Origin of the sequence: Paenibacillus sp. FSL R7-0333 (assembly GCF_038000365.1) — a bacterium.
GTDB classification, from domain to species: Bacteria; Bacillota; Bacilli; order Paenibacillales; family Paenibacillaceae; genus Paenibacillus_AQ; species Paenibacillus_AQ silagei.
Window position 1 is genome coordinate 6,604,214 of the sequence record NZ_JBBOBZ010000001.1, and the last position, 26,586, is coordinate 6,630,799.

17 protein-coding genes and 1 pseudogene are annotated in these 26,586 nt (G+C 45.7%); 5 read left to right on the plus strand and 13 right to left on the minus strand.

Going from position 1 to position 26,586, the window contains the following annotated elements; genetic code table 11:
- Positions 1-78 precede the first annotated feature (78 nt).
- The 4 genes from MKY86_RS28200 to MKY86_RS28215 are packed head-to-tail and all read right to left on the minus strand — an operon-like array spanning position 79 to position 6,021.
- Positions 79-702, minus strand: a complete 624-nt coding sequence (locus tag MKY86_RS28200; protein WP_076083599.1) for a hypothetical protein — start codon at positions 700-702, stop codon at positions 79-81.
- On the minus strand, positions 699-3,968 hold the full coding sequence (locus MKY86_RS28205; protein ID WP_076083602.1) for a glycosyltransferase: 3,270 nt from the start codon (positions 3,966-3,968) through the stop codon (positions 699-701). The genes MKY86_RS28200 and MKY86_RS28205 overlap by 4 nt, the downstream gene beginning before the upstream one ends.
- Positions 3,969-4,010: 42 nt before the next feature.
- Positions 4,011-5,207: an ABC transporter ATP-binding protein gene (locus MKY86_RS28210; RefSeq protein ID WP_076083605.1), complete on the minus strand. Its 1,197-nt coding sequence runs from the start codon at positions 5,205-5,207 to the stop codon at positions 4,011-4,013.
- A 16-nt stretch (positions 5,208-5,223) separates the two neighbouring features.
- Entirely contained in the window at positions 5,224-6,021 is a 798-nt protein-coding gene (locus MKY86_RS28215) for an ABC transporter permease (protein WP_076083608.1), read from the minus strand.
- A gap of 127 nt (positions 6,022-6,148) precedes the next feature.
- Between MKY86_RS28215 and MKY86_RS28220 the strand changes: the two genes are divergently transcribed.
- Complete coding sequence (locus tag MKY86_RS28220; protein ID WP_076083611.1) at positions 6,149-8,917, plus strand: O-antigen ligase family protein; 2,769 nt, start codon at positions 6,149-6,151, stop codon at positions 8,915-8,917.
- A gap of 75 nt (positions 8,918-8,992) precedes the next feature.
- Here MKY86_RS28220 and galU read toward each other — a convergent pair whose 3' ends face one another.
- On the minus strand, positions 8,993-9,880 hold the full coding sequence (galU, locus tag MKY86_RS28225) for a UTP--glucose-1-phosphate uridylyltransferase GalU (RefSeq protein WP_076083614.1): 888 nt from the start codon (positions 9,878-9,880) through the stop codon (positions 8,993-8,995).
- 1,237 nt (positions 9,881-11,117) lie between these two features.
- Positions 11,118-12,311 carry a WD40/YVTN/BNR-like repeat-containing protein gene (locus tag MKY86_RS28230; RefSeq protein ID WP_076083617.1) on the minus strand — a complete coding sequence of 398 codons (1,194 nt, stop codon included), beginning with the start codon at positions 12,309-12,311 and terminating at the stop codon, positions 11,118-11,120.
- A 143-nt stretch (positions 12,312-12,454) separates the two neighbouring features.
- On the opposite strand from MKY86_RS28230, the pseudogene MKY86_RS34230 reads away from it, so the two are divergent.
- Positions 12,455-12,785: pseudogene (locus MKY86_RS34230) on the plus strand (IS4 family transposase); the annotation flags it as partial.
- 98 nt (positions 12,786-12,883) lie between these two features.
- On the opposite strand, the gene MKY86_RS28240 reads toward MKY86_RS34230, so the two are convergent.
- Positions 12,884-15,436 carry a DUF3656 domain-containing U32 family peptidase gene (locus MKY86_RS28240; RefSeq protein WP_076083623.1) on the minus strand — a complete coding sequence of 851 codons (2,553 nt, stop codon included), beginning with the start codon at positions 15,434-15,436 and terminating at the stop codon, positions 12,884-12,886.
- 267 nt (positions 15,437-15,703) lie between these two features.
- Here MKY86_RS28240 and rfbA point away from each other — a divergent pair, with 267 nt between their 5' ends.
- Together rfbA and rfbC are read left to right on the plus strand one after the other, a co-directional pair.
- Positions 15,704-16,582 carry a glucose-1-phosphate thymidylyltransferase RfbA gene (gene rfbA / locus MKY86_RS28245; protein WP_076083626.1) on the plus strand — a complete coding sequence of 293 codons (879 nt, stop codon included), beginning with the start codon at positions 15,704-15,706 and terminating at the stop codon, positions 16,580-16,582.
- A gap of 21 nt (positions 16,583-16,603) precedes the next feature.
- The gene (gene rfbC / locus MKY86_RS28250; RefSeq protein ID WP_076083629.1) at positions 16,604-17,158 is read left to right on the plus strand and encodes a dTDP-4-dehydrorhamnose 3,5-epimerase; all 555 of its coding nucleotides are present in this window, start codon (positions 16,604-16,606) and stop codon (positions 17,156-17,158) included.
- Between the two features lie 77 nt (positions 17,159-17,235).
- Here the strand turns inward: rfbC and MKY86_RS28255 are convergent, their stop codons facing one another.
- From MKY86_RS28255 to MKY86_RS28270, 4 genes are all read right to left on the minus strand, one after another.
- Positions 17,236-19,200, minus strand: coding sequence for a stalk domain-containing protein (locus MKY86_RS28255; RefSeq protein ID WP_340827620.1), 1,965 nt, complete (start codon positions 19,198-19,200; stop codon positions 17,236-17,238).
- Positions 19,181-20,362 carry a trypsin-like peptidase domain-containing protein gene (locus tag MKY86_RS28260; protein WP_083685857.1) on the minus strand — a complete coding sequence of 394 codons (1,182 nt, stop codon included), beginning with the start codon at positions 20,360-20,362 and terminating at the stop codon, positions 19,181-19,183. Before MKY86_RS28260 ends, MKY86_RS28255 begins: the two co-directional genes overlap by 20 nt.
- Before the next feature lie 137 nt (positions 20,363-20,499).
- On the minus strand, positions 20,500-20,709 hold the full coding sequence (locus MKY86_RS28265) for a hypothetical protein (RefSeq protein WP_076086902.1): 210 nt from the start codon (positions 20,707-20,709) through the stop codon (positions 20,500-20,502).
- A 38-nt stretch (positions 20,710-20,747) separates the two neighbouring features.
- Entirely contained in the window at positions 20,748-20,906 is a 159-nt protein-coding gene (locus tag MKY86_RS28270) for a hypothetical protein (protein ID WP_340827621.1), read from the minus strand.
- A 198-nt stretch (positions 20,907-21,104) separates the two neighbouring features.
- On the opposite strand from MKY86_RS28270, the gene MKY86_RS28275 reads away from it, so the two are divergent.
- On the plus strand, positions 21,105-21,344 hold the full coding sequence (locus MKY86_RS28275) for a DUF3977 family protein (protein ID WP_076086905.1): 240 nt from the start codon (positions 21,105-21,107) through the stop codon (positions 21,342-21,344).
- Positions 21,345-21,548: 204 nt separating this feature from the next.
- On the opposite strand, the gene ltrA is transcribed toward MKY86_RS28275, so the two are convergent.
- Entirely contained in the window at positions 21,549-22,847 is a 1,299-nt protein-coding gene (gene ltrA / locus MKY86_RS28280) for a group II intron reverse transcriptase/maturase (RefSeq protein ID WP_076086932.1), read from the minus strand.
- A gap of 825 nt (positions 22,848-23,672) precedes the next feature.
- On the minus strand, positions 23,673-26,549 hold the full coding sequence (gene uvrA, locus MKY86_RS28285; protein ID WP_076080119.1) for an excinuclease ABC subunit UvrA: 2,877 nt from the start codon (positions 26,547-26,549) through the stop codon (positions 23,673-23,675).
- Between the last annotated feature and the right edge of the window lie 37 nt (positions 26,550-26,586).

Below are 26,586 nucleotides of genomic sequence, written 5' to 3' on the forward strand. Positions count from 1 at the left end.
GAAAGAAAAGTCAGCAAATCCGTACGCTTTAATTAATCCTTTCAGTTTAGCAAATAAACTTATAATGATATCACCTTCTTATCTTTTCCTTAGAAATTTAAATAATCTTAAAGTCAAAAAATTAAGAAGCAACACTACTGCATTTATAATAACTCTAGTTTTTAAATCAATTATATTCTCATAGATCAGATTAGCTACCAGTGTACCTGGCACGTTTTTATTATTGACGATTAAACTAGTATTGTTATAAATCTTATTATCCTTCCAAAAAGTAACACCATTATTTTCCGATGCTTTCGAAGAAATATTTATAGAAAACACTCTGTTCTTAGAATCAGTAACTGGAGGAAACTTTATTTCAGTATATTGATTATCTTTTAGTTTTGAATTATCTAATACATTACTTCTAATTTTTTCTTGCCTATTGCCATGCGAAATTTCTAAGAAAGTCTCACCAATATTTTCTCTATTGAAAGTGGAAACGAATATTTCTATTCCTACCAAGTTATTATATTTTGCCACGAAGCTCTGATTAATTAAAATATCGGAGGTGATCTCACCAAAATTCTGGTTGAGATCTCCTCCTAATTTGGTTACTGAATATTGATATTTATCTGATATGGGCGAATATGAATTCGTAACATAAATAAACAGGTTGGAAATCAAGAGTGAGATTATAATTAAAAAAATGTACTTTTTCATATCAAAATTTCCTTTTCCTTAATAACTGATGGATAATATATATCTTCTAAAGAATCAATACTTCTATTCCAATCCCAAAGCTTAGCCGTTTCAATAGCATTTAATGAAAGCTCTGCCCTCAACTCAGGATTTTGGATCAGTTTATTTACTGCGTTTTTTGCACCTTCGATATCACCTAAATCTACTATCAAACCATTATATCCATCTACCACAAACTCTTCCAATCCCTTAAAGCGGTTTAATACTACTGTCCCACCACAAGCCATCATTTCTAATGCCGGTAAACAAAAGCTTTCAACAGAACTCATTTTCAGTAATATGTCACAACTAGAATATATATATTTCATTTTATCCATAGGTACCTTTTCAAAAAAACGATCACATCTCCAAGAATCCTCAGGCTTACCAGCAGTACTAATACACCAAACTTCACAATCCAAATCTTTCACAACTTCAAAAGCATCTTTCATACACTTAAAAGGAGCATCAATAGGCCCTTCAAGCAGCACCCTAACCTTATTAGATTTTTCCACGAGCGGAACATCGGGTCCTATTACTTTAAAATCAACTCCGTTAGGAACATAAATAGAGTTTTTCCCATGATCTACAAGTAACCACTCTTTTAACCACTGAGCCATCGTTATAATCGTATAGTCCATTGAATAAGTTGCATTAGCAGCCGATGATTCTTTTGAATCTAAATCAAAAAATTTACTTTCATCAGATTGTACGAAGTAATATTTACTTAAAGCAGGGATATTTTCCATAGTATAAGCAGTAGTCCAATAAGTGGCTACAACTATATCTAAATTATCAGGAACATTTTTAACCGAAACAATCGGAACCATTTGATTAGGAAACCAATCAATTACTTCACAACTATCTTCAGTTATTAGCAAAACATCATAACCTCTGCTTAACAGACCATTCAAATGATTTAATATAACTGCAAGTCCACCTGAGATTCCACATCCCGCAACCAAATAAGCTATCTTGGGTTTGAGAGGTCTTATAATAGTATGTTCACTCATTGTAAGATCTTTCCAATGGTCATCATTTTCTTTAAAGGATAATTCGAGATTATTTTCATGTAATCTTAGGTTTGTGAGCACTTTCGGAACTGCCTTGAATTTGTAATTATAATACGCTAGCCTTAACCACAGTTCATGATCTTCACGATACTTCATTATTGATTTAAGCCCGCCCACATGTCTTAACGCATCTATTCTGACCATAACAGTACTTTGGCAAGGTACACATACTTCCTTAAGCAATGCATAATCACAATCAGGACTAAAAACTTCTTGTTTATTTTCTAGTCCGACATCTCTAGTCCCATCAATAAGTGCTCTCCATCCACCATAAATAACATCAACCTCAAACTTTTCCATATAAAGAAGCGACGTTTCAATTCTATCAGACTCAGCTATATCATCACTATCTTGGAAGGCTAAATACTGACCTCGAGCCTCTTTTATCGCCTTATTTCTACCTCTAACAGCATTCCCGCTATTATTCTTAAAGTAAAAAGCTCTTACTCTAGGATTGCTTTCGTAAGATTCAACTATTGAAGTTGTTTCCTTAGGAGAACCATCACATACTAGTAGTAATTCTATATTTTTATGAGTTTGATTTAAAATCGACTCTATACTTTCAATTAATACATTTGTCCTGTCATAGATAGGAATGACTACTGTTACCAGCGGAGTTAAAGTATCATTTTTAAATTCAGGAACACTAACTTTTACCTTCGTTGAGAAATCCGTCCCTTTTTTTCTTAACTTTTTAATTACAAGTGTTGGATCTTTCATTACTTTAATAGATTTATTCCTGATTTTCCTTAAAATCTCCGCACTTTTCCAAACCCTCGTGTTCAACATATTATTTATTATTTTATTTTTTTCCTCGACAAGTTCTAATAAATAGGCACTATTATTATCCTTTTGCTGAACTTCTGCATGTTTAAATTCCCGAAAAGCATTAAACTCAGATTCCAATTGAATTAACAGTTGATTCATCTGAATTTTTTCCGTTTCGATTTTATTTATTTCCAAAATATTTTTTTGGATTTTCTCATTTAATAATTGTTGTTCTTCCAGAAGTAATCTTTGTCCATCGAGATGCTGATTGATACTTTCTTGTAATCTTTTATTTTCTCCAATGATCTTTTCTCTATCTAATTTTAAATTCTCAGAATCTTCTTCAAATTCCAAAGCAAGATTTTTATAATAATTTTTATACTCATATTCTCTAATAAAAGCTTGATTAGCTCTAATAATCGACTTGAATTTCCTTACAATAACTTCACAGTCTGTAACATTTAAAGAATCAAGCATATTCAAAAGAACATTGAGGTTAGTGATAAGATCATAATCTTTTTTTGCAGAATCTTTAATATATAATGAAAAGTCTTTTGCTTTATCGAAACCATCCAAAAGTTTACGAACTAATTCGCTTCCGCTAAATTTCATATTAAATCCTCTACCAGAGAAGTTATGAAATCTTGCGTTATCGTAATTATTATTATCTAACCAACCTGGTCCACCATGAATATCATAACAGAAGACCGGCATACCCATAACTAGTGCAAATTGAACTGTTTTACCTATAGTAATTACAGCATCGTATTTTAATAATAGCGAAGAGGTGACTACCTCTTTAATATGACCAATCCCAAATATATCAACATTAATATTTTGGTCAGAGAGTATTCTTTTTGCTTCAAGAAGTTCGTCAGGAACATGATTAGAAACAATACATATATTATTAATTTCTTTACCACCTGTATAATCATTCTCAATAAATTCAGGAGGAGCATAGTTTGGAAAAACATGAATTCTTCCACTATCAACATTTTCCCGAATTAGTTGATCTCTTGTTTCATAACTATTAGCCAAGCAAATACTTAGATCATTGATGAAAACAGGCGGTGCTTCCAAAGGCTCAAAAGGGGACAAACTACTGAAAATCACTTTATCTGCTCTAATATTCTTCTCCAATAAAACATTATATATAGTTGGTGAATGATGTGACCAAATAATATCGTACTCATTATATTCTAGATTCTGATGAATTAGATTTTTAACGTTCAAATTATTTTGTTCAAAGATTGATTTAATCGGGTCGGCAAATTTAAAAGTCCCGATCTCTACTTTATAATCCATATTAGTAAGTTCTTTCGCAATACTGAGAAGATTTAACTCAGCCCCAGCCACATCAACTAGAGATTGAGTTGTTAATAAAACTCGTTTTTTTAATATAGACAATTTTTCCACCTCTTATTAAAATGCTTACATTGCCACAATAGTTTATTTAATAATCCAATTATGTTTACAACGGAAATATCCCTCTGATATTGGTATACCAAATTGATTTTTTTTATCTCTCACTTCAAATTCTTCAATATAATCATTTCTATCGTATGGATACATAACCATTTCATCTGATATATGAACAGATATATAATACTTCCCTGCTAAAAAATCATTCTCATTAATTTCTAAAAAAAAGTCGTTAAATGGTTTATTTAATTCAATATCGTCCCGTACAGTATTAAATAAAGTGACTATGTCTCCTTTATTGTTATAAACAATCAAACCAACACCATATTGTAAATTTTCTTCTTTGAAACCTACTCTTAAATTAATTGAGATGTCCTCTCCTGTAGAAAATATTTTCTTATTCAACTGAATATTTTCTAAATATATTTTATTCTTGAATTTCTTTTCAACATCCATTTCATTTACATTAACCGATGAAACTGCCGATTCTCTCTGCTCAATGTAATTTTTATAAATATCACAAATTACATCAGCTTTCCCTTGGTCTCTTAATATACCTTTTTCTATCCAAATTGCCCTCTGACAGAAATTACGTATAGCAGGCAGGCTGTGGCTAACAAACAATATAGTTGCCCCGCTTCTAACCATATCTTTCATTTTCTCATAACATTTTTCCTGAAAAAACATATCTCCTACGGCTAAAGCCTCATCAACTATCAGTATGTCAGGTTCAATGTTTATTGCTACAGCAAAAGCAAGACGAGCGAACATACCGCTAGAATATGTTTTGACAGGTTGTCGAACAAACTCACCAATATCTGCAAATGATAAGATATCATCAAGTTTTTCATCCATCTGCTCTTTAGAAAAACCCATCATAGTCCCGTTTAAATAGACATTTTCTAACCCAGTATATTCATGATTAAACCCTGCCCCTAGTTCCAAAAGTGCAGATATCTTACCGTTAACCTCCACTGTGCCTTGTGATGGATTTAATAAACCAGTAATTATTTTCAAGATTGTCGATTTTCCAGATCCATTCGTTCCTAGTATACCCACAATCTCTCCTTTTCTTATTTTAAAAGAGATATCATTTAAAGCATTAAAATTATTATGAAATTTCTTTTTGAAAGGATGCAAAGCTTCCTTTAATCTATCAAACGGCTTCGAATATAACTTGTAATTTTTAGAGACATTAGATACTTTTATAGCCAAGTCATTCATTTTAAAATATCCTTTCTTAAAGAACATCTGAGAAATGTGGCTTTAATTTTTTGAAAATTATAGTCCCCATTGTAAACAAAATAATGCACACAGCCCAAAAGAAAATAGTTTGCTTTGGTTTTTCCCAAAACCATATATTATTAAATAGAGAATCTCTGTATCCTTCTACTATGTAATACAAGGGATTAATCTTTAATATATTATGATATTTTTCAGGAAAAATACTAGGCTGCCACATAATCGGTGTTAACCAGACTCCGAATTGCATAACAATCGATATAATTTGACTCAAATCGCGAAAAAACACAACAACTGAAGCGGTTATATATGCTAAAGAAATCAATAAAGCAATTATACAAATCAAATAGTAAATTATCTGAAAATTAAAAACAGTTGGGATAAAACCATAAAAAACAAATGTATATTCTATAAAAATTAAGAAAAAGATATGGATGAACAGTGAAGAAATTATTTTAATCATTGGTAAAATACTTATTTTAAAAACTACCTTTTTAACTAAGTAGCTATATTCAAGCAAACTATTCGTAGAGTTAATTAAAGCTTCGGAAAAGAAAAACCATGGTACTAAACCGCACAATAACCAAAGTAAATATGGGACATTTTCAATTGGCACTACCCTAAAACCTACTTGGAATACAAACCAATAAACAAGAACTGTTAATAACGGCTGTACAAAAGCCCAAAATATCCCAAGTTGTGAACTGGCATATTTAGTCCAAAAATCATTTCGTGATAATTTTAGTATCAAGTCTCTTGATGAATTAATTTCCTTTATAAGTGTGATAACTTTCATGTTAACTCCTTCTCTAACGCTTGTTTTAATTTATTAGAAATTTTTATTATATTTCCGTATAAGATTTTATTCAATTCGCTCATATGCTAAAATATCCTCGTACCTACAGATAAAGGAGATTATAAACGTGTCGAAACCAGTATACGGTAAAAATGCGGTTCAGTCGAGAAATGTTGAAAAGATATCCAGTTACATATGGGCGTTAGCGATAGGGTTCATTGTTTTTTTGGTCTGGGCCCCGTTTCAAGTGGGATTATTTAATGGGCAGCAGATTGACTTCGAGAAGCCGATCTATCTGTCTTCGCTGCTCAGCAGCCTCTTGCTGCTGGTGTGGGTAGGCCTATACTTCACCAAGTTCAGACTTGAGGGACAGCGTGATGCGCTGGCTGTAGCCTCGCTGCTGTTGCCTGCTACCTATGCGTTGTCGCTTATTGGCGCTGCTTCGCATTATATGGCGATGAACCTGCTGTTTGTTCAGAGCATGTATGTCGCAATATTCATTATAGCGTTATATTTGCTCCAGCAAAAGCAACTAAATGTTGTCATTCAAAATGCTATTCTTGCGATTGCTTATTTCATCGTCGGTTTCGGTCTATTGAACTGGCTTGGCAGCTGGAAATTCGCCGGAGGGCTGGTAGGCTGGTTCTCCAATACGGTGCGTGGTGATAAATATTTGGATGCTGTCATGACGGACTCTAACGGGCTGCGTCTGACCTCTATTTTCCAGTATGCCAATACTTATGCAGCCTTCCTCATGGCCTTCCTGTTCGTGGCGGTGTATGCCTTGGTCCGCTCCAAAAAGTGGTACGGCACGCTGACCCACAGCTTCATGCTGGTTCCGATTATTGTATCTCTGCTGCTGACCTTGTCCCGTGGGGGACTTGTTATGCTGCCAGTAGTGTTCATCCTGCTACTCCTGTTCTTGAAACCTGCGCAGCAGATTCTCTGGATTATTCACCTTGCAATTTCTGGTCTTGCGGCACTGTTGGTTACTAACCCGCTGACTACTCTTGGAACAGAGTTAAATACGACTTATACCTCATCAGCAGCACTTAAGGCCTGGGCCTATCTGATTGGGGCCTCGGCAGTCGTTGCTGCTTTGGGCTGGGTGATCCAAAGATTTTTGGCGCCATGGCTGCATGGGAAGCTGGGGGGCTCGGAAACACGCAAATTCACAGGACTATGGATTCCTCTTGGCTCAGTCGTAGCTGTGGCTGTCGTTGCATTCCTGCTGATCGGGACAGGCTTGAAAAGTATTTTACCGGATAATATTGAGACACGACTGGAGAACATTAACTTCAAGCAGCATAGTGTACTCGAACGCTTTACTTTCTATAAAGATGCTATGAAGGTAGTGAAGGATTATCCGGTTCTCGGATCGGGCGGGGGCGGCTGGTCCGCCTTATATGAAGAGTACCAGAACAACCCTTATATAAGCCGTCAGGTTCATAACTTCTTCCTGCAGTATTTGATCGAAGTCGGGATTGTCGGGTTCATTGTATTTATGGGCTTTATCGGATATATTTTCTACAAATACATTCGGGCATATCTGAAGCGGGACAAGGATGAATTCAATAACGGATTCTTCTTCTATATTATTGCGCTGTCTATCCTTGTACACAGTCTGCTGGACTTTAACATGAGTTATGCGTTCATGGGGATTCTGGTCTTCATCGGCTTAGCTGGTATGGGCGCTGTAATGGATAACAAACCGCTCCGCCAGAGCTGGAATAAAGCCGGGATTCGCATGGGGTACATGGCTGTCCTGAGCATCGGGACGATATTCCTGCTGTTCCTGTCGATCAGCTACATCGGGTCGAGCAATGCTGCTCTCAAGGGCAAAAACTTAGTTTCCGTGAGTACTTCCTATGAGGAAATTAAAACTCCTTTGGTCAAAGCATTAGATGCCCGTCCGTACCATCCGGAAGCAGCGTTATACTTGTCCACTCTTGACATGCAAGTATTCAAGCAAACTCAAGATGAGCAGTATCTGGCTGAAGCGTCCAATGTGTTGACACGTGCTTTGAAAGATGAGCCTTACAATAAAAATCTATTGGCTCAATTGGCCAGCTATTACGATCTGAAGGGTCAACCTGATATGGCGTTGGCAGTATACAGTGACAATGCTTACAAGTTCAACTGGGATATCACCTGGTATGAGTCATTGATTAACCGTGCTCAGACGCTTGCTGCGGCGGCAGCTGAGCAGAAGGATGAGGCCAAGAAACAGGAATACCTCACCGCCGGACTGGATGCGTACAAGCATGTTTTGGATGGCATAGAGCATTTGAAAACATTGCCGCCTGAGCAGTTGCAGGGCCGTCCGTTCTCGGTTACACCAACGATGGCATTGAACGCTGGCAGACTCCAGTTACTAGCCAGCGATAATGAGGCTGCTGCCGCTGCCTTGAAAATAGGCTTCAGTGATCAGTACTCTGATGTCATTAATAGCGCAAGTCTCTGGGATACAAACTGGTATAGCTTGCTAATTACACGTGCATACGACCTGGCTCAACAGGCGTACACTCAGAAGAATGATGCCGATAAGACACTGCATTTGGAGATCGGCCAGATAGCCTACAGACAAATATACACAGATCTGCAAGCGAAAAATATTCCACCTGCTATTACGCTCAATGCTGGAAAAATGCAGGTAATGTCTGCACAAGAGCAGGCTCCAGCACTACAGACGGCCATATCCACCTTAAAGTCTGGATTGAGTGAGGATTACAGTGATCCAACGAACCGCGAGATTGCACGTTGGTACTTGGCGGCACTTGCAAAATCAGGAAGCGACCAAGATCAGGTGGTCTACGGAAAACTGATTGCAGCAGATCCTGCAGAAGCTGATCGGATAAATGAGATTGTTAATACCAACTTTAAGGACCTTCAATAATTAAAAAAAGAGAAAACTAAAAAAGCGAACTACTGTCCGAGTACAGTGGTTCGCTTTTTAAATTTGAAAAGAATACTACTTGGTGAACAGCCGTTCTTCCTGCTCAATAACTTCCTTCAAGTACTCCAACAGCCCTTCCTTAAGCTCCTCATGCTGAAGTGCATAATGAATGCTCGTTTGGATGAAACCCATCTTCTCGCCGACGTCATGCCGTCTGCCTTCGAAGTCATAAGCAATAATCCGCTCCACTTCGCTTAAGCGCGAGATAGCATCAGTAAGCTGAATCTCTCCGCCTACACCAACCTGCTGCTCACCCAGCATATCGAAGATACGCGGAGTCAGGATATACCGTCCCAGGATGGCAAGGTTGGATGGAGCGTCCTCACGCTTCGGCTTTTCTACAAGCCGATTGGCTTTATAGACACGTTCAGCTAATTCAGATCCGTCTACCACCCCGTAACGGGAAACATCCTCCCAAGGTACAGGTTGAACGCCGACGATGGAGGATCTGTACTGCTCGTACACTTCGATCATCTGCTTCAGGCAAGGCTTGTTCGACTCCACGATGTCATCCCCCAACAGCACGGCGAAGGGCTCGTTACCGATGAACTTCCGTGCACACCAGATTGCGTGTCCGAGGCCACGGGGTTCTTTTTGGCGGATGTAGTGGATGTCGGCCATTTCGGAGGATTTACGCACTGACTCCAGCAGCTCCCACTTCTGCTTCTCAGCCAGATTGAATTCCAGTTCGAATGAATTATCGAAATGGTCTTCAATTGCACGCTTGCCTTTACCCGTCACAATAATGATATCTTCAATCCCGGAAGCAACTGCTTCTTCCACAATATATTGAATCGTTGGTTTGTCTACGATGGGCAGCATTTCTTTGGGCATCGCTTTGGTCGCAGGCAGGAAGCGTGTTCCCAGACCGGCAGCGGGAATGATTGCTTTACGGATCTTCATCTCATGGCTCCTTTGACAGATATACTCATAATCTCAATTATAACAGTTCTTGCTGCTTTTGGGCAGCGCCCGGGTCGGCGGTATCCTTAGTGATTGAATTCCTTGATAATCATGGGCGGTCTACCGGCTGATGACTTCGGCCCCGGGATGTTTCAGCAGAAGAGATAGCTCAGATATAAAAGTCGCTGGCTCGCAGGGTTGTTTTTCAAATGGGTGAAGCAGCATTTGCGGGCAGTGCATATGCATAGTTACAAGCAGCAGGCGATTTGGAATCAGTTGTTCCTCGTGCTGATTTACGGTGCTCCTGGTGCAGGAGACCAGCGGCTTAGTGGCCCGTAAAATGACACTGAGGCAATTCCTTCGACTGACGTGGGCGTATCTCTATCTGCCCTGGGGGAGTTAGAGAACGAGGTGGATCGACCCTGAAGATCTTCCAAAGAAAAGTCCACAGGTGTTCCATCAAAACAAAAATTTTACGAATCACCGTAGGAAAACTTCGACCGAGCAAAAAGTAATTCGAAAGTAAAAATGATTTTAATTTACACTACGCCTTACATCTATCCCGTCCTTTTATTTTAGGAAACAAAATGTAAAAAATATTTTTCAAAACATAAAAATAAGAAATTACAGATATCATGTTAAGGCCAATGCAACGCTAGTGATTAATATCAGCTATAACCTACTTTGCTACAGCCTCAAACAATTCTGTTAGGTTGCGTCCGTTTGATTACAGATTATCAACAAACCCACACATGCTGGGAGGTGCTAATCTTTCTTTGACCACGCCTCGGATCAATTCCGTTGCCTTCTTCGTTAGACACTGTTGTATGGTATAGTACACCTTCCCTCGAGAATTTTCTGCTTTCGTTTTTCGGTGATGCATTCCTTAAGAAGTCGAATCTCTCTTATGATCAGAGACAATGTTCTTTTGTACGCGGCATTCCATCCCTTCTTCTTTACCTATTTGATTTTTGAGATGAACAACAAAGTTATCCGCTTCGACTTCACATCCGTACATTTCTACAGCGTTGTTCAGCGCCTGAAGGCACTTCCTTGGCCAAAATTCTTAATATCACATAGATCAAATGTATCATCAATGGAAAATGCGAACCTTCCATAGGTCGCAGAAGAGATATGATTTATAAGTAAAAAATCCCAACTGAAATCCTCCTTCACTAAGGAAACTTTTCCTCAACAAAAAAACTCCCCAGAAGAACTAGGGAGTGAAGATTTAACTCTACTTTTTAAAGATGGTATCTTTTATTTTGATTCTGGTTAAATGCATTTCTCCCTCGCGCGGATATATCTTATCTCTAGTGAAATGATTAGTGATTATTAAATAAGGGAATCCTTCAGGAATCAAACTATTTCTTCCATGTGCAATACCCATAAACACCGGAGCTTTTGAACCAATATCCGTTTCAAGTATTCTTCTCCAACTCTCACCTTTATCTGTAGTAATCCAAATTGAAGACCTTTTAGTTAAGTCATCATCCCATTCATCATGAGCAAGAGCATAAGCAATTGTCGTACCCTTTACTGCGTGTAAATCGTAAAAAGGCGCGTTGTCAGGATCCTTATCAAGAATAAGCTTGGTTTCAAAGACATCATCATTTCGATATGATTTACGGATTTGATTAATATATCCCTTACTGTCTGGGTTCTTATTTCCATTAAAGAAAAAATCAGTCCCCCAAATTCTACTATCTCTGAAATATGTTAATCCAGTGTCACCACCAAAAGGATCAGGTCCTAAAATCACTTTAAAAGTTTCGCCTTTATCTAAACTTTTGAATGTCATTTTTGGTCCATCGCCGGCTGTAACATAAAGAGCATCTGTGTAAGGATCTACTGAAACTTGGTGGATATGTCGGTCAACAAACTGGGTAAAATAAGAATTTGTTTTCCATGTTAGACCACCGTCTACGCTTTTGTGAAGATAAGCTGCATTTTTTTCTATAATGCCATACTCACCAACATAAAGAATTCCTTGGCTGTCTTCAGTAATGCTCCAGGGCGATGCTGTTATTTTCGAATCAGTTAATTTAAGAGAGCTGATAAAATTAAGATTACTCTTCTTATTCAATTCTCTCTTATCCGTACTTCGATAAACATTACCGTCCTCTAGTCCCACAAAGACATAACCTTCACGCGAAACATATACCGCTCCGTATATTGGTGGTCTTGCTTTCCCTCCCCCGATACTCGCAAAATCAAATACTTCATTCCAAGTAGCTCCATAGTCATTTGACCATTTAAGAATGCTACCACTAATTCCCCATAGAGAAAAATCATCGTCAATAAAAGGGTGATAGACATCTGTGTTAATTTCATCAATTTTGTTATTATTATGAGTTTCAAACCCCGATAAACAGCTGATACATAAAATAATTGCGAAAATTTTGAATATCAAAATTTTTCTTTTATTCAATTTATCCCCTCCTATTCATGTCTTCATTATAACTCACACTCGAGAATTAGTTAATATAACCAAATGGTTTTATAAGATTTCATCAAGAAGGTTTTGTGTAGAGTTCCTCTAACGAAGAGGGGTGTCTTAAATTGAATACACCTTTGAAACTAGGGACGGAATTCGAGGGCCGCTCTTTTGACCAACTGTTTAGCCTTACAACGATTGTATTCAGCTGTTATTTGGTGATGGAATACGAACGGCATCAATCGAGCGATGACCAGACGCTTGGAGGACTCTTCTTCCACTTTGCTGATGAGGTCCGCGATTTGGACTACCAGTCTGCGTTCAGCAACTCATGAGTTTATTTCTCGAAATGTCCCAGTTGAAAACAAAGAAAAGCAAAACAACTTTTTTTGTGAACTACACGAATGGTTCTTTGTTTTACCCAGCTATATCAAGGGTTTGTTTGGAGAATTGAGCTGCAAAATTTGAGTAACTTATATTTCAAAAAAAGCCCAAGAGAACACCCGGAGCCATCCAATGGGATAGCCTGGCGCCTCTCGGGCTTTTTCTAATCAAGTTGTTATCTCTTATTTAGCATTAACCAACTGCCCGCGGGTTACCCCAAGCTGGTTAGTGGCCTTCAGGCTCTTCCAGACCTGGGTGCCGGAGATTTCACCACGCAGTGCGCGGCTATAAAGGCTGATGACCTCTGCTACCTGCTCTGGAGTCTCCTCCAGGAACTCAACACGGAAAGAAGCTACGCCTAGCTCACGGAAGTGATTCAGGTATTCAGCACCAGACTGCTCGACCGCGTTATAGACGGTGTTGCGGCAGCCTTCGTCTACACGGACGGGATGGGACATGCCGATGCGGTCCTGTAAGGACGCACGCTGCTCCTCACAAGGACGGCCACAGTTGGTGTAGTCCGTGCCTTCACTCATGAAGGTACAATAGACGCAGTGTTCTGTATGGAACATCGGCAGATGCTGGTGGATAACAACCTCCATGCGGGAGGTGTCGCTGTGCCCCAGCAGGTCGACCATCTGCTGAATGTTCAGGTCATACGACGGTGTCACCATGTCACAACCGGCGTCAAGGAACAGATCCACAGCCCGGTGATTGGCGATATTCAACGAGAAATCGCCAATCAGCCGGGGATGCGCAACCTCCGGGTGCTCCAGCCGGTGGCGCAGGTAATAATACAGCGCACCGGTGTTGCGTACCAGCACAGCATCCGGCTGCAGCCGCAGGATGTTAGCATGGTAGCCGTTCTCGTTCGGCATATGGATGCGCGGTGTCGCCAGCGCGATGCTGGCCCCTGCAGCCCGCACAGCGTCTACTGCCGCCGGGAACTGCTTGATGAACTCGAAATCGGCGTATATATGCGTTACGCCGGCTTCGAGCGCAGCCTGCACCTGCGGCAGGCTGCGGCACAGCGCGGTGAGCTCCGCTTCACCGCTGCCCGCCCCCGCACCATCTCCTGCGGCGATGGTGCCCGCTGCGGCGCCCCTGCGGGAGGCGCCGCCGTAGACCTCAACCTCCCGTTTCACATACACGGGAGGCTTCGGGCGCTCGCCCGCAAGCAGCTCCACCGCCTGGCGGCGGATGCTGTTCAGCTCGCGCATGGGCACAATCACGTCGCCTTGCAGATGCGACTCCAGCGCTTCAAGCTGGAACAGGGTCCCGCCCAGGCGGCCGAATTGTTCTTCCAGCAGCGCGGTATCCATCGGACGCTTCTGCGCCGTCTCCAGCGCGAGCTCCGAATCCACACGGACGGTGACGTTCTTCTGAACATCTGTCCACCAGGTCGTCAGCTTCTCGCCTACACAGCCCTGCACCCGCACATGAACCGGAAATACCCGGTACGGCTTCTCGGTCTCGTAGGACTGGCGCAGTGCCTTATCGAGCGCCGGGTCGTTCGTCTTCCAGATGCGATCCCCCACATGCAGACGGCGCAGGTCTACGTCACTGCGGCCGGGAACGATATCAATGATCCAGCCCTCACCGGCTTCGCCTTCCAGCTTGACGCCCTTGCGGCGCAGATCGTAGACGCGGCCACCTTCTTCCTTCTTAGTCGGATCTCCGGCGTCAAACACAATGCCGTCCCCGCGTTTAAGCGGAGCATGAATGCGGCAGACCACGCCATCGCGCAGGATCTGCTCCACGGTGCCCAGGTAGACCCCGCGGCTTTTCGGGAAGGTGCCATCGACTAATTTCTTATTATTGGTGCCTTCAAGGAAACCGTTCGTGAACCCACGTGAGAAGCTCTGCTGCAGCTCACGCATATCCTCCTTCGAGGTAGGCGTCCAGTTACCTTCAAAATACTTATCAATCGCCTTACGGTACTTACTGACCACATTAGCGACATACTCCGGGGTTTTGAGCCGGCCTTCGATTTTGAACGAGGTTACGCCTGCTTCAATCAGTTCTGGCATCAGGTCAATGGCGGCAAGATCCTTAGGGGACAGAAGGTAAGTCACATCTCCCATTGGCTTCACTTCCCCGTCAATCATCAGATCATACGGCAGACGGCAGGCCTGGGCGCATTCCCCACGGTTCGCTGAACGTCCGCCCCACATTTCGGAAGTCAGACACTGGCCCGAATAGGATACGCATAGCGCACCATGCACGAACACTTCCATAGGCAGGCGGGCTTGTTCGCCAATCGTGCGGATCTGTTTCAGATTATTCTCACGGCCGAGGACGACGCGTTCCAGCCCCCATGGCTTCGTGAATTCCACCGCTTCCGGCGAGGTAATCGTCATCTGTGTAGAACCGTGAATCGGGAAGTCCGGAGAGATCTCACGGATCATCTTCACCAGCCCCAAGTCTTGCACGATTACAGCATCTACACCAGCGTCCACACAGGCATCAATCAGTCCCTTGGCATCCGGCAGCTCATTCTCGAACACCAGTATATTAAAGGTCAGGAACCCCTTCACTCCATAGCTGTGCAGAAACGCCATAATCTCCGGCAGCTCGTCCATCCGGAAGTTATTCGCTCTGGCCCGTGCATTAAATTTCTCTACGCCAAAAAAGACAGCATCCGCCCCGTTCGCCACCGCTGCACGCATACAGTCCCAATCTCCCGCCGGAGCCAGCAGCTCTACGTCTTCTCTGCGTATTCCTTGCTCTTTCATTTATATCCTCCCAAACCGCCTGATGGCGGGTCATTTACAGCTTTTTAACTTATTAATTGTATCAAATATCACAGCTGTCTGCCAGTAAAATAGAAACACTTGGATTTTGCTTTCCATAAGATTCTATTTTAAAATAGTCCAGAAGCTCCTGCTTTAATAGACAAATGAAGAAGAACCTGCGTAAAATATGAATAGAAAAGAATAAATACGCAAATGATCTCACCGTTCCCAAAATTTATATGCAGCAAAAGGAGAGTTGAAACAGTTATGAAAGGCATAATTCTTGCGGGAGGAAGCGGCACCCGGCTATACCCTCTCACAATGGTTACCAGTAAACAATTACTGCCGGTCTATGATAAACCCATGATCTATTATCCGCTGTCCACATTAATGCTGGCAGGCATCAAAGAAATTCTTATCATCTCTACCGCTGAGGATACACCGCGCTTTGAAAATCTACTTGGCGACGGCTCCCAGTTTGGAATTTCACTGCAGTATATCGTCCAGCCGAGTCCGGATGGACTGGCACAAGCCTTCATCCTCGGCGAATCCTTTATCGGAGAAGACTCCGTTGCTATGGTTCTCGGAGATAATATATATTACGGGAACGGCATGACTAAGATGTTGAAGCAAGCTGCCGACAAAACAAGCGGGGCGACCGTATTTGGCTACCATGTTCCCGATCCCGAACGTTTTGGTGTAGTGGAATTTGACGGAGACGGCAAGGTCCTCAGCATCGAAGAGAAACCGGAGCATCCAAAATCCAATTATGCGGTTACCGGCCTTTATTTTTATGACAACCGGGTAATTTCTATTGCTAAGGAAGTCAAGCCTTCACACCGTGGCGAGCTGGAAATCACTTCGATTAATGAAGCCTATCTGAAGCTGGGCGAGCTGGATGTTGCTCTGCTGGGACGCGGGTTTACCTGGCTCGATACCGGAACCCACCAGAGTCTGGTGGATGCCACCAACTTCGTCAGAACCATTGAAGACCATCAAGGGATCAAAATCTCCGCACCCGAAGAAATTGCTTATATCAATGGATGGATCACCAAGGAACATCTCCTGGAATGCGGACATAAGCTGAGCAAGACCGGATACGGCCAATATTTAATTAAGGTCGCTACAGGTAAAATCCAATTTTAAACCATAGAAAGAGTGGATACGATGAAGTTTATCAAAACCAATCTGGAAGATGTTCTTGTCGTTGAACCGGCAGTCTTCGGGGACCACCGCGGCTGGTTCATGGAGACCTACAGCGAAGCCAAATTCCATGAACACAATCTCCGTTACCAGTTCGTTCAGGATAATCAATCCTATTCAGCTGTAAAAGGTACTTTGCGCGGACTTCACTTCCAGCTTAATCCGAAGGCACAGACCAAGCTTGTACGCTGTACACGCGGTTCGATCTTTGATGTAGCTGTCGATATTCGTCAAGGCAGTCCTTCTTACGGCAAGTGGTTCGGCGTTGAGCTAAATGCTGAGAACAAGAAACAGCTCCTCATCCCTAAAGGATTCGCCCACGGCTTCATGACACTAACCGAGGATGTCGAGGTGCAGTACAAATGTGATGAGCTATACGCGCCTGAATGTGACGGCGGGATTCTGTGGAGTGACCCCGATATTGCCATTGAATGGCCGATCGATGTGATTCCTGTGCTGTCTGCCAAGGATGAACAAGCACCGCTGTTAAAGGATGTCCGACATAATTTCGTATATTAAAATGCTTACTGGAAATGCAAACAACGTCCCGGCTGTTCGGCAGCCTGGGACGTTGTTTTTATATACTCTTTACTCTCCTACTCCCCCACCCACCCAAACGACCCCAGCACCCGCTCCAGCACCGCCTGCTGACTCGCCGTGGCGTTGGCATCATTCAGTGTGACAGTGAGCGTATAGACCACATCGTTGCGGTTGAAGACAATAATCTTCGTACCCACGGGGATGCTGTTCTTAGTCTGTTCTACCGTGAGCATCGTAGCTGGTACACCGGCGAAGGTGGTTTCTGTGACGCTTTTCACCTGCGGGCCCTTAGGGTCTTGCTTGGTGTTCTGGTAATAGCTCTGCAGCTGGCTGACAGCATATTCTGGCGTAACCTCGGGACTGGCATAGAGCTGGAACCGGCCGCCGGTGAAGCGGTATTCCACGCTCTGGCTCTCAAAAAGGTCCTGAACCGGGCTCCACAGCCGCGGAATCTCGAGCTTGTAGCCGTAGGCCTTGGAGGTCTTGGTGACCGATTTCTGGCTGAGCAGGGTATAATCCTCGGACGCCAGGCGTCCGAAGTTACTCTTCGTCTGGGCAAAATCAATATCGATCGAGTTCAGCACCTCAGTGAAGCGCGCCTGATCACCACTCTGCCCGGGCCCGGAAGCCGCAACATATTCAAAATAATAACGGTACCCGTTCTTCAGCAGCAAAATCTGATATTCCGTACTCCACCCGCTGCCCGGGTTAAGCCCGATCTCGTTGATCAGCACCGGCTCACCGGAGACCTTGCCCGCTACGCTGTCCTTCAAGGTGTAGGCCTCGGTCACATAAGTGTCACGTAGCTGAGACCGCAGTTCCTCGTTCCAGCTTGCCAGCGTAGAGCCTGCCGGGGCCGAGCTTACTTTTACACGCAGATAACTCCCCTGTTTGCCCGTATAATAGAGCTGCTGGTCATCCGCACTCCAGTCGGCAGGGACCTTAAGCGCAATCCCGTAGTCATCGTTGTACCCTTCGCGCAGCCCGTTGCGGATCGTGGAGAGGTCGCGGATACTTCGGTCTAAGGCGTCAAAAGAGGGCTGAAAAGAATTCAGCAACGCCGCATATTTGCCCAGGTCCTTATAATTGGCTGCATTGTCATCTGTCAGATAGATCTCATACAGCCTGCCTCCGGCATAATATTGCCTGCCTTCCCAGAGCGCGCCGCTCGAATCCTTGCTCACGGTCCGGGCGTAAGGAACCTTGGCCTTAGACACAGCCTCCCGGTCCAGCACAATCTCCCCGCCCTCCTCCGAGGAGCGGACCAGATTCTCCAGCAGCCCCTCGGGATCAAGCGGAACGGCCAGCGGCGAAGCGTGCACCTCCATATAATACCCGTTCTCTGCACTCGTAAAAGTCGCTACGCTCTCATTCCCTCCGCTGTCGCCTACCACCAGCCCTGGCGGATAGTTCATGCTCCACTCCAGATAGCTGTTGCCGATCCGGGTTTTGCCGGCGTCACTGTCAATCCCGCTCTGCGCTTCAACGTCTACTACTGCTACTGGAGGAGATAACGTAACCAGTACCCCTCCGCCCTCCGCCGGAGTCATCCGCGCACCCAGCACTCCAGCCACGAACCTCAGCGGCACCATCAGCACACCGGATACCATACGCGGGGGCGCGGCGAGCTTGATTTTGACGCCATCCTTCCAGGCAGTCGTAGTGCCTATCGTCATCGCACCGGTATGCGGCCCGTACATAATCTTCACCACATCTTCGCCTTGTAGGGAGACAGTGCTGCCGAAGGCTTTTTTGAAAATACCCAGCGGGACCAGCAGCGTTCCATTCTCAGCAAAAGGCTTCGGAATCGTGACCGGCTTCCCGTTAACTGTTGCAGCTGTGCTGCCCGCTTGAAGACTAAGCTGTAGCAGAGCCCCCTCCGCCGCCTGGGCCCTTCCCACGGGAAATAGGCTGAGCAGTAATAATAGCACTACAATAACAGACACTCCGCGCCGTAGTTGTCCCGCTCTGCTGCCTGGCCCGGCTGTACCTGCCGCCTCCTCACTCTGTCGTCTGATCATCGTTCTCCCCCTCCGTCTTAGCGGCACTCACCAGAGGGTCGCCTTGTCCAAGAACAAGGCTTCTGGCCACGATATCGCCGTCACTCTGCATCAGTAGCTTGACTACCGCCCCCGGCTTGTACTGCCTGAATAATTCATTAACGTCAACAAGTGAAGTCACCCGGCGTCCATCTATCGCATAGAGTGCATCTCCCGCCGCAATTCCTGCTTTGCGCGCTTCTGCCGTAACCACCTTCGTCACCGTTAACGGCTCCTGCCCAGGCAGTCCGACAATTACGGGCCAGCTCTCCTCAAGCTCAATGCCGAGGCTCGGACGCCGGACCTCTCCATACTGGAGCAGCTGATTCATGATGTACTTCACCGTATCTGCGGGAATCGAGAAGCCCATATTCTCCACACCCACGGCTGCGAACTTCATACTGTTGACCCCGAGGACCTCCCCCTTCATATTGACCAGCGGTCCTCCGCTGTTGCCGGGATTAATCGCGGTGTCGCTCTGAATCAGCCGGTACGCCGCATCCACCGAACGGTTAAGACCGCTGATCACCCCTACAGTAGCCGAATTTCTCAGGGAAAAGGAGATCGGCGTCCCGATTGCTATAACCTTCTCCCCAACCTGAAGATTGGCGGCACTGCCTGCGAAGGTTGCGGGCTTTAGGGCTTTGGCTTTGATTTTGACCAGTGCAAGATCACTGAATTCATCCGAGTATGTATCTGTGATGTTATAGCTCGTCCCGTCTGAGGTGACCACTACCGCCTTCTCCAACCCGGCCATCACATGGGCATTGGTAATGATCCATCCGTCTGCTCTGACGATAATCCCGGAGCCGTGGGTCAGATTGTAACGGTCATCCGGTCCGCCGGTTTCTCCGCCCGCTTTGCCGATAATGCCGACAACAGACGGCGAGACGGTGCTTATAATTTGCGGAACCGGGTCTGCTGCTGCGGGCTGGCTCCATTGTCCCTTGCTCTCTTTTTGCACCTTATCTGCTTGTCCGGCCTTCATTACATTGACAGCCGTGCCTCTCTCAGCCGCTAATGCTCCTGTCCCGCCGTAGCCCGCCCCATGAACCACACCGGCTGGACCTATGAATCCCGACAATAATAACAGCAGAATACCCGGCAGTACCACACTACCCCGGGCAATTCCGCTCCTCCCCATTCCCATGGCTCTCCCCTTCTTTCCTGCGCGCGAAGCATATAGATTCTTATCTTCAAAAAAAGACGCCTTTAGGATCGCCGCTGGCGGTAAAGGTGTCTTTAAGATGAGCTTGCCTCTGAGGTTATGTGTGCCTTACTCTAGCTGAACCAGTTCACAATCATTGCATAATCGGAGACCACAAACACCAGCAGGCTTACCACTGCAAAACCGATGGCAAATTTGTTCTTCTGCGGAGCTCTAAGCAGCCGGACCACACCGATAAGTATCAGGATCGTGAATACAATCATAAACGCATCGAAGGTATGAAATTTAGACGGTTCTTGCGCGGCAGCTTCTGCAAGCAGCATGGCAATCCCTCCCTGAGAGTGTTGTCAAGCAAGTTTCTCTAATCCATATCACCTTCTATGTTATCGTTACCATTTCCGTCACGCAATAGAAATATTTTAAAAACAGTGTATTTGTCACAAAAAATATTCCTTATGGCTAAATCACGCCTCGGATTGGCGATATTCATCATTGACCGCTGTTGTTTTTCAATTTTCAAGGAGCCAATCCACCTCAATCCAGCCTACAGCTGCTGCTATTCAATCAACGCAAAAGCTTCTCATTAAATCTTACGGTGGACATGCTATAGATATGCCTATAATGCTTGTCTGCTGTCAGTTTAATTTTCGTATAATATAGTGTTACAATCAATCCTGAATTCAGAATACAGGCTAGTAGAAAGAGCGGTGACCCCTGCTTGAAATACATTGAATTCGGAATCGGAAACACATGGTGGGTGCGAACAGAGATTGAACAGCCCGATGGCACAGAGGTCGAAGCACAGGGGATCGTCCGGCCGATTATCTTCCGTTCCTTATATCTCAGAGTCTGGATCGGAAGAACCGTCTGGATTGTAGACTCACGGGAAGGGTTCAAACGGGGATCTAAAACTACCAGCCGATTTAAGATTATCTTGGGCATCCGCAGTGAGATGTAGCGGGAGAGCAGATCATGTAAAATCCAGACTCGATAACATTACTGTTGATTACTTAAAGAATGCATTCAGTTTGTAGCAACCCCTCAGAGATAAGTGGTCGAGTAGGCGGGGCCTCTCCATCGTGGATTGTGCCCCTACCCCTCACAGATCCGTACGTGCGCAATTTACGCATACGGCTCTTCACCCCATCGTTCACAGTTGGCCTTAGTCGTAGATATTGACGTAGATCCGCGGCTTCGGTAGCTTGAATTCTTTAAGCACTTCGTAGAATCTCTCCCGGGTGAAGCTCCTGCGCTGACTTCTGCGGTTTAGCCATTTGTAAATCAAGTCCAGCGTTTGCAGGTAGTAGGATTTCATTTTCTGCGCGTTATCCGTGATTCCGTAGTATCGGTAGTGACCCGACAATTTGGCCCGGATGACGCCTAGAAACTCCTCCTGCTTCATATGCCGATTCCACCTGACCCAGTTCTTCATGGCTTTGACCTTCTGTCTGAACTTCTTCCCACTCGTTTTACGCTTCACCCGGAAGGTTCCTCTTCGGCTCTTGGCGCAGTAGTGTGTGAACCCTAGGAAATCGAATGTTTTCGGTTTCCCTTCGCCCTTCCTCCGTGACTCTGCTTCCGCAAAGCGACCGAACGCGATGATTTTTGTCTTCTCTTCCGCAATGCTTAGCCCGAATTTCTCCAGCCGGAGCACAAGCGCGGTATAGAAACGTTCTGCGTCTTCTTTGTACTGGAAGCAGCACACAAAATCATCGGCAAAGCGCACCATTTCGGCTTGCCCCGCGCACTGCTTCTTCACCGTCACGGTGAACCATAGGTCAAGGACATAGTGCAGGTAGACGTTGGCTAGCAGGGGCGACACCACCGAACCTTGGGGAGTTCCTTCCTCCGTCGGTTCAACGTGTCCCTCCTCCTGTATGCCCGCTTTCAGCATCCGTCTCACCAGCCGGTGGATGTTTGGATCTCCGATTCGTAGTTCGAGGAACTTCATCAGCCATTCGTGATCCACGTGGTTGAAGAAACCCGAGATGTCCGCATCGACGACATAGCTGGTTTTCCCATGTTCAATGACCCGGTTTAGATGTTTCAGCGCACTGTGCATGCTTCGGTTCGGGCGAAATCCATACGAGAAATCCAGGAAGTCTTGTTCATAAATGGCTTCGAGCACTCTTTTCAGCGCATGTTGCACCAGTTTGTCCTCATACGCAGGAATGCCTAGGGGCCGCATGCTTTTCTCGTCCTTTGGGATGTAGACTCTTCTCGCCGGCTGAGGTCTGTAGCTTTTTCGCTTTAGCCGGTCCACTAGATGTGCTACATTCGCTTCCACGTTGGTTTCGTACGTCTCTTTGGTCGATCCGTCGACTCCCGTTGCTTTTCCCGGTTTCATCTCTTTGTGACTTTCCGTTAATGCTTCTACGTCAATAAGATGTCCGATGGAGGTGAACCGTAACTTCGGATCTTCTTTGGCCATTTCTGCTATTCTTGCTAATTTCGTTTCCATTTTTTTTTCCCACCTCTGCGTGTGGCCAATGTGTCCTTACCAAGATTGATAGGGTGTCGCCTGCCTTTCCTCCGCCCCCATTACAGGGGTTTCACAGGTCTTATGCGGCAATCCGACTCCCTGGACGCCGTTTGGCATTCTTACGTGTTACGGCTTGTTTGCCATACTCCTGTAAAGGTTCCTAAAGAGTACTTCTCTCGCAGAAGAGCGCCAGGGTCTCCCGAGTTGCTGAGTAACCAATGGGTATACATGCCTGGCTCTTCGACCCCGGGGAAGCTCCTCCATCCTCGCCCTTTCGGCTGGAATCATGTTGTCTTCCGGGAGAATAAGCCCGTCGACCTTCCCGTTTATTGCGTTTCGAGGCTCAATCACTTTCAGGCCTGCATCCTAACTGTCTACGCTTAAACGGTAGGGTTACCCCTGCCGCTCCAAGACTCGCTATTGGTGGCGTGGCTTTCGCCTTTCCAAGCAGGGATTCCACCTGCTAAGTTACTCAACCTAGGCTCGGTCGCTCTATTCTGTACAACTAAAAACAATGAAACGGAAGGCTTTCCTCTTCTAATTGTAGTTTGTACAACTACATTTGCCCGAATGGGTGAAAATCCAGGTATTGAGGCATTTTAATTGCACGAAATACAGCTAAACAGAGATTCGGCGGCACATCCGGCGATTTAGTTGTACAGATTACAATTAAGCCTACCTTTGCACCTAATCGGCGCGCTCGTCCTGGCTCTCATGACTTATGAAACGTGTGAAACCTGCCGCCATATTAAAATACCCCATGCTCTCCTGTAAGAAGAGTCATGGGGTATTGGGGTTCTACAGTTACACCGTCTCAGAAGTCTGCAGCTCCATAGCCTGTGTGCGTTCCGTATCACGGATCAGGACAGGCTTCAGGTAGCGGCCAGTGTAGGATTCTTCAACAGTAATCAGCTTCTCTGGTGTTCCGGTGGCCAGGACCGTACCGCCGCCGCTGCCGCCTTCCGGCCCCATATCGATGATATAGTCGGCGGTCTTGATAACATCGAGATTATGCTCGATGACAAGAACCGATTCGCCGGAATCGACCAGGCGGTGCAGCACCTCCAGCAGGCGGCCGATGTCGTCGACATGCAGACCGGTTGTCGGCTCATCCAGGATATAGAGAGTCTTGCCGGTACTGCGGCGGTACAGCTCGGAAGCCAGCTTAACACGCTGGGCTTCGCCGCCGGACAGGGTGGTTCCCGGCTGGCCGATGTTGATGTAACCCAGACCTACATCCAGCAAGGTCTGCATTTTGCGGTGAATCTTGGGAATATTCTTGAAGAACTCCGTTGCATCCTCCACCGTCATCTCCAGCACATCCGAGATATTCTTGCCTTTATATTTCACTTCCAGCGTCTCGCGGTTATACCGTTTGCCTTTGCAGACTTCACAAGGTACGTAGACATCCGGCAGAAAGTGCATCTCAATCTTGATAATGCCGTCTCCACGGCACGCCTCACAGCGGCCGCCCTTCACATTGAAGCTGAAGCGCCCCTTCTGGAAGCCACGCACCTTGGCCTCGTTCGTCTTGGAGAACAGATCACGGATATCATCGAACACACCTGTATACGTAGCCGGATTGGAACGCGGAGTACGTCCAATGGGAGACTGATCAATCTCAATGACCTTGTCCAGGTTCTCCAGGCCGCGGATTTCTTTGTGCAAGCCGGGACGGACCTTGACCGCCTTGTTCAGCTGGCGGGCCAGACTCTTGTAGAGAATCTCGTTAATGAGCGAAGATTTGCCGGAGCCGGATACCCCGGTTACCGCTGTGAAGACACCGAGCGGAATCTTTACATTCACATTCTTCAGGTTATTCTCCTTCGCTCCACGGATCTCGATCCAGCGTTCATTGTCGGTTGGCCGCCGCTTAGCCGTCACCGGGATGAACTTGCGTCCGCTCAAGTATTCACCGGTCAGGGAACCGGGGTCCTTCATAATTTCCTCCGGTGTTCCTTGGGCAATAACCTGACCGCCGTGTTTGCCGGCACCCGGTCCAATGTCGATAATATAGTCAGCCGCCATCATGGTATCCTCATCATGCTCAACAACGATGAGCGTATTGCCCAGGTCACGCATATGGGCCAGCGTGGCAATCAGCCGGTCATTGTCCCGCTGATGCAGGCCGATACTTGGCTCATCCAGAATATAGAGGACACCCATTAGACTGGAGCCAATCTGGGTAGCCAGCCTGATGCGCTGGGCTTCCCCACCGGATAGAGAACCAGCTGCCCGGCTAAGGGTAAGATAGTTCAGCCCCACATTCACCAGGAAGCCGAGCCGGCTGCTGATTTCCTTGAGGATCAGATTGGCAATCGCTGTTTCTTTCTCACTAAGCTTGAGGTCTGCGAAGAAGTCCAGGCAATCCCCAATCGAAAGATCCGTCACATCCGCAACATTCTGCTCATTGATGGTCACCGCCAGAATCTCTTTCTTGAGCCGTTTGCCCTTGCAGGAATGACAAGGCTTGGCGCTCATGAAGCCTTCAATGAACTCACGGATACCTTCGGAGGCTGTATCACGGTACCGGCGCTCCAGATTCGGAATAATGCCCTCAAAAGCAACCAGGGCGTCTTTGCGCTGGCCGAAGTCGTTCTCATACCGGAAACGGATCTTCTCGCTGCCTGTTCCGTGCAGCAGCTTGTTCATATGCTCCGGCGACAGGCTGCTTACCGGTACATTCTGCGGAATCTTGAAATGCTCGCACACCGATTTCAGGAACTGCGGATAGTAGTTCGACGTACTGCCTGTCCAGGCCAGGAAAGCTCCTTCTTCAATGGACTTCTCCATATCCGGGATCAGCAGATCGGGATCGACTACCATATTCATCCCCAGCCCGTCACATTCAGGGCAGGCTCCGAATGGGCTGTTGAAGGAGAACATCCGCGGCGCCAACTCTTCAATGCTGAATCCGCAGACCGGACAAGCAAAGCTTGCACTGAACAGCAGCTCTTCCTGGCCCATCACATCAACGAGAATCTGACCACCCGACAGCTTCAGGGCAGTTTCAAGCGAATCGGTAAGCCGGGTTTCAATATCATCCTTAATCACAATCCGGTCAACGACAACCTCAATGGTATGCTTCTTATTCTTCTCCAGTACAATATCTTCCGTCACTTCCCGCAGCTCACCGTCCACACGTACACGGACGAAGCCTTGCTTCGAGATATCGGTGAACAAGCCTTTATGCTCACCCTTACGGCCGGAAATGACCGGGGCCAGAATCTGCAGACGGGTCTTCTCTGGGTATTGCATGATCCGGTCCACCATCTGTTCAACGGTCTGCGAAGTGATCTCAATGCCATGATCCGGACAATGCGGATGGCCGATCCGGGCAAAGAGCAGCCGCAGATAGTCATAGATCTCGGTAACCGTCCCTACCGTGGAACGCGGGTTACGGCTAGTAGTCTTCTGGTCAATCGATATGGCCGGGGAGAGTCCGTCAATGGAATCCACATCCGGCTTCTCCATCTGGCCCAGGAACTGGCGTGCATAAGCAGACAACGACTCGACATACCGGCGTTGACCCTCGGCGTAGATGGTGTCGAAGGCCAGGGAGGATTTGCCCGAGCCGCTCAGTCCCGTCAGCACGACGAAGCGGTCACGCGGAATCGTTACGTCGATGTTCTTGAGGTTATGGGCCCTCGCGCCCTTGATTACTATACTTTCATGTGCCAACGGTACCTCTCCTTTAAGAGAAAATTAAAATTCAAAA

Coding starts and splice junctions, on each gene's coding strand:
- MKY86_RS28265 (WP_076086902.1), bottom strand. CDS start 20,709: ATGCTGCTTGCAGAAGCTGCCGCGCAAGAACCGTCTAAATTTCATACC.
- MKY86_RS28210 (WP_076083605.1), bottom strand. CDS start 5,207: ATGAATGACTTGGCTATAAAAGTATCTAATGTCTCTAAAAATTACAAG.
- MKY86_RS28215 (WP_076083608.1), bottom strand. CDS start 6,021: ATGAAAGTTATCACACTTATAAAGGAAATTAATTCATCAAGAGACTTG.
- rfbA (WP_076083626.1), top strand. CDS start 15,704: ATGAAAGGCATAATTCTTGCGGGAGGAAGCGGCACCCGGCTATACCCT.
- ltrA (WP_076086932.1), bottom strand. CDS start 22,847: ATGGAAACGAAATTAGCAAGAATAGCAGAAATGGCCAAAGAAGATCCG.
- MKY86_RS28260 (WP_083685857.1), bottom strand. CDS start 20,362: ATGGGGAGGAGCGGAATTGCCCGGGGTAGTGTGGTACTGCCGGGTATT.
- galU (WP_076083614.1), bottom strand. CDS start 9,880: ATGAAGATCCGTAAAGCAATCATTCCCGCTGCCGGTCTGGGAACACGC.
- MKY86_RS28240 (WP_076083623.1), bottom strand. CDS start 15,436: ATGAAAGAGCAAGGAATACGCAGAGAAGACGTAGAGCTGCTGGCTCCG.
- MKY86_RS28255 (WP_340827620.1), bottom strand. CDS start 19,200: ATGATCAGACGACAGAGTGAGGAGGCGGCAGGTACAGCCGGGCCAGGC.
- MKY86_RS28200 (WP_076083599.1), bottom strand. CDS start 702: ATGAAAAAGTACATTTTTTTAATTATAATCTCACTCTTGATTTCCAAC.
- rfbC (WP_076083629.1), top strand. CDS start 16,604: ATGAAGTTTATCAAAACCAATCTGGAAGATGTTCTTGTCGTTGAACCG.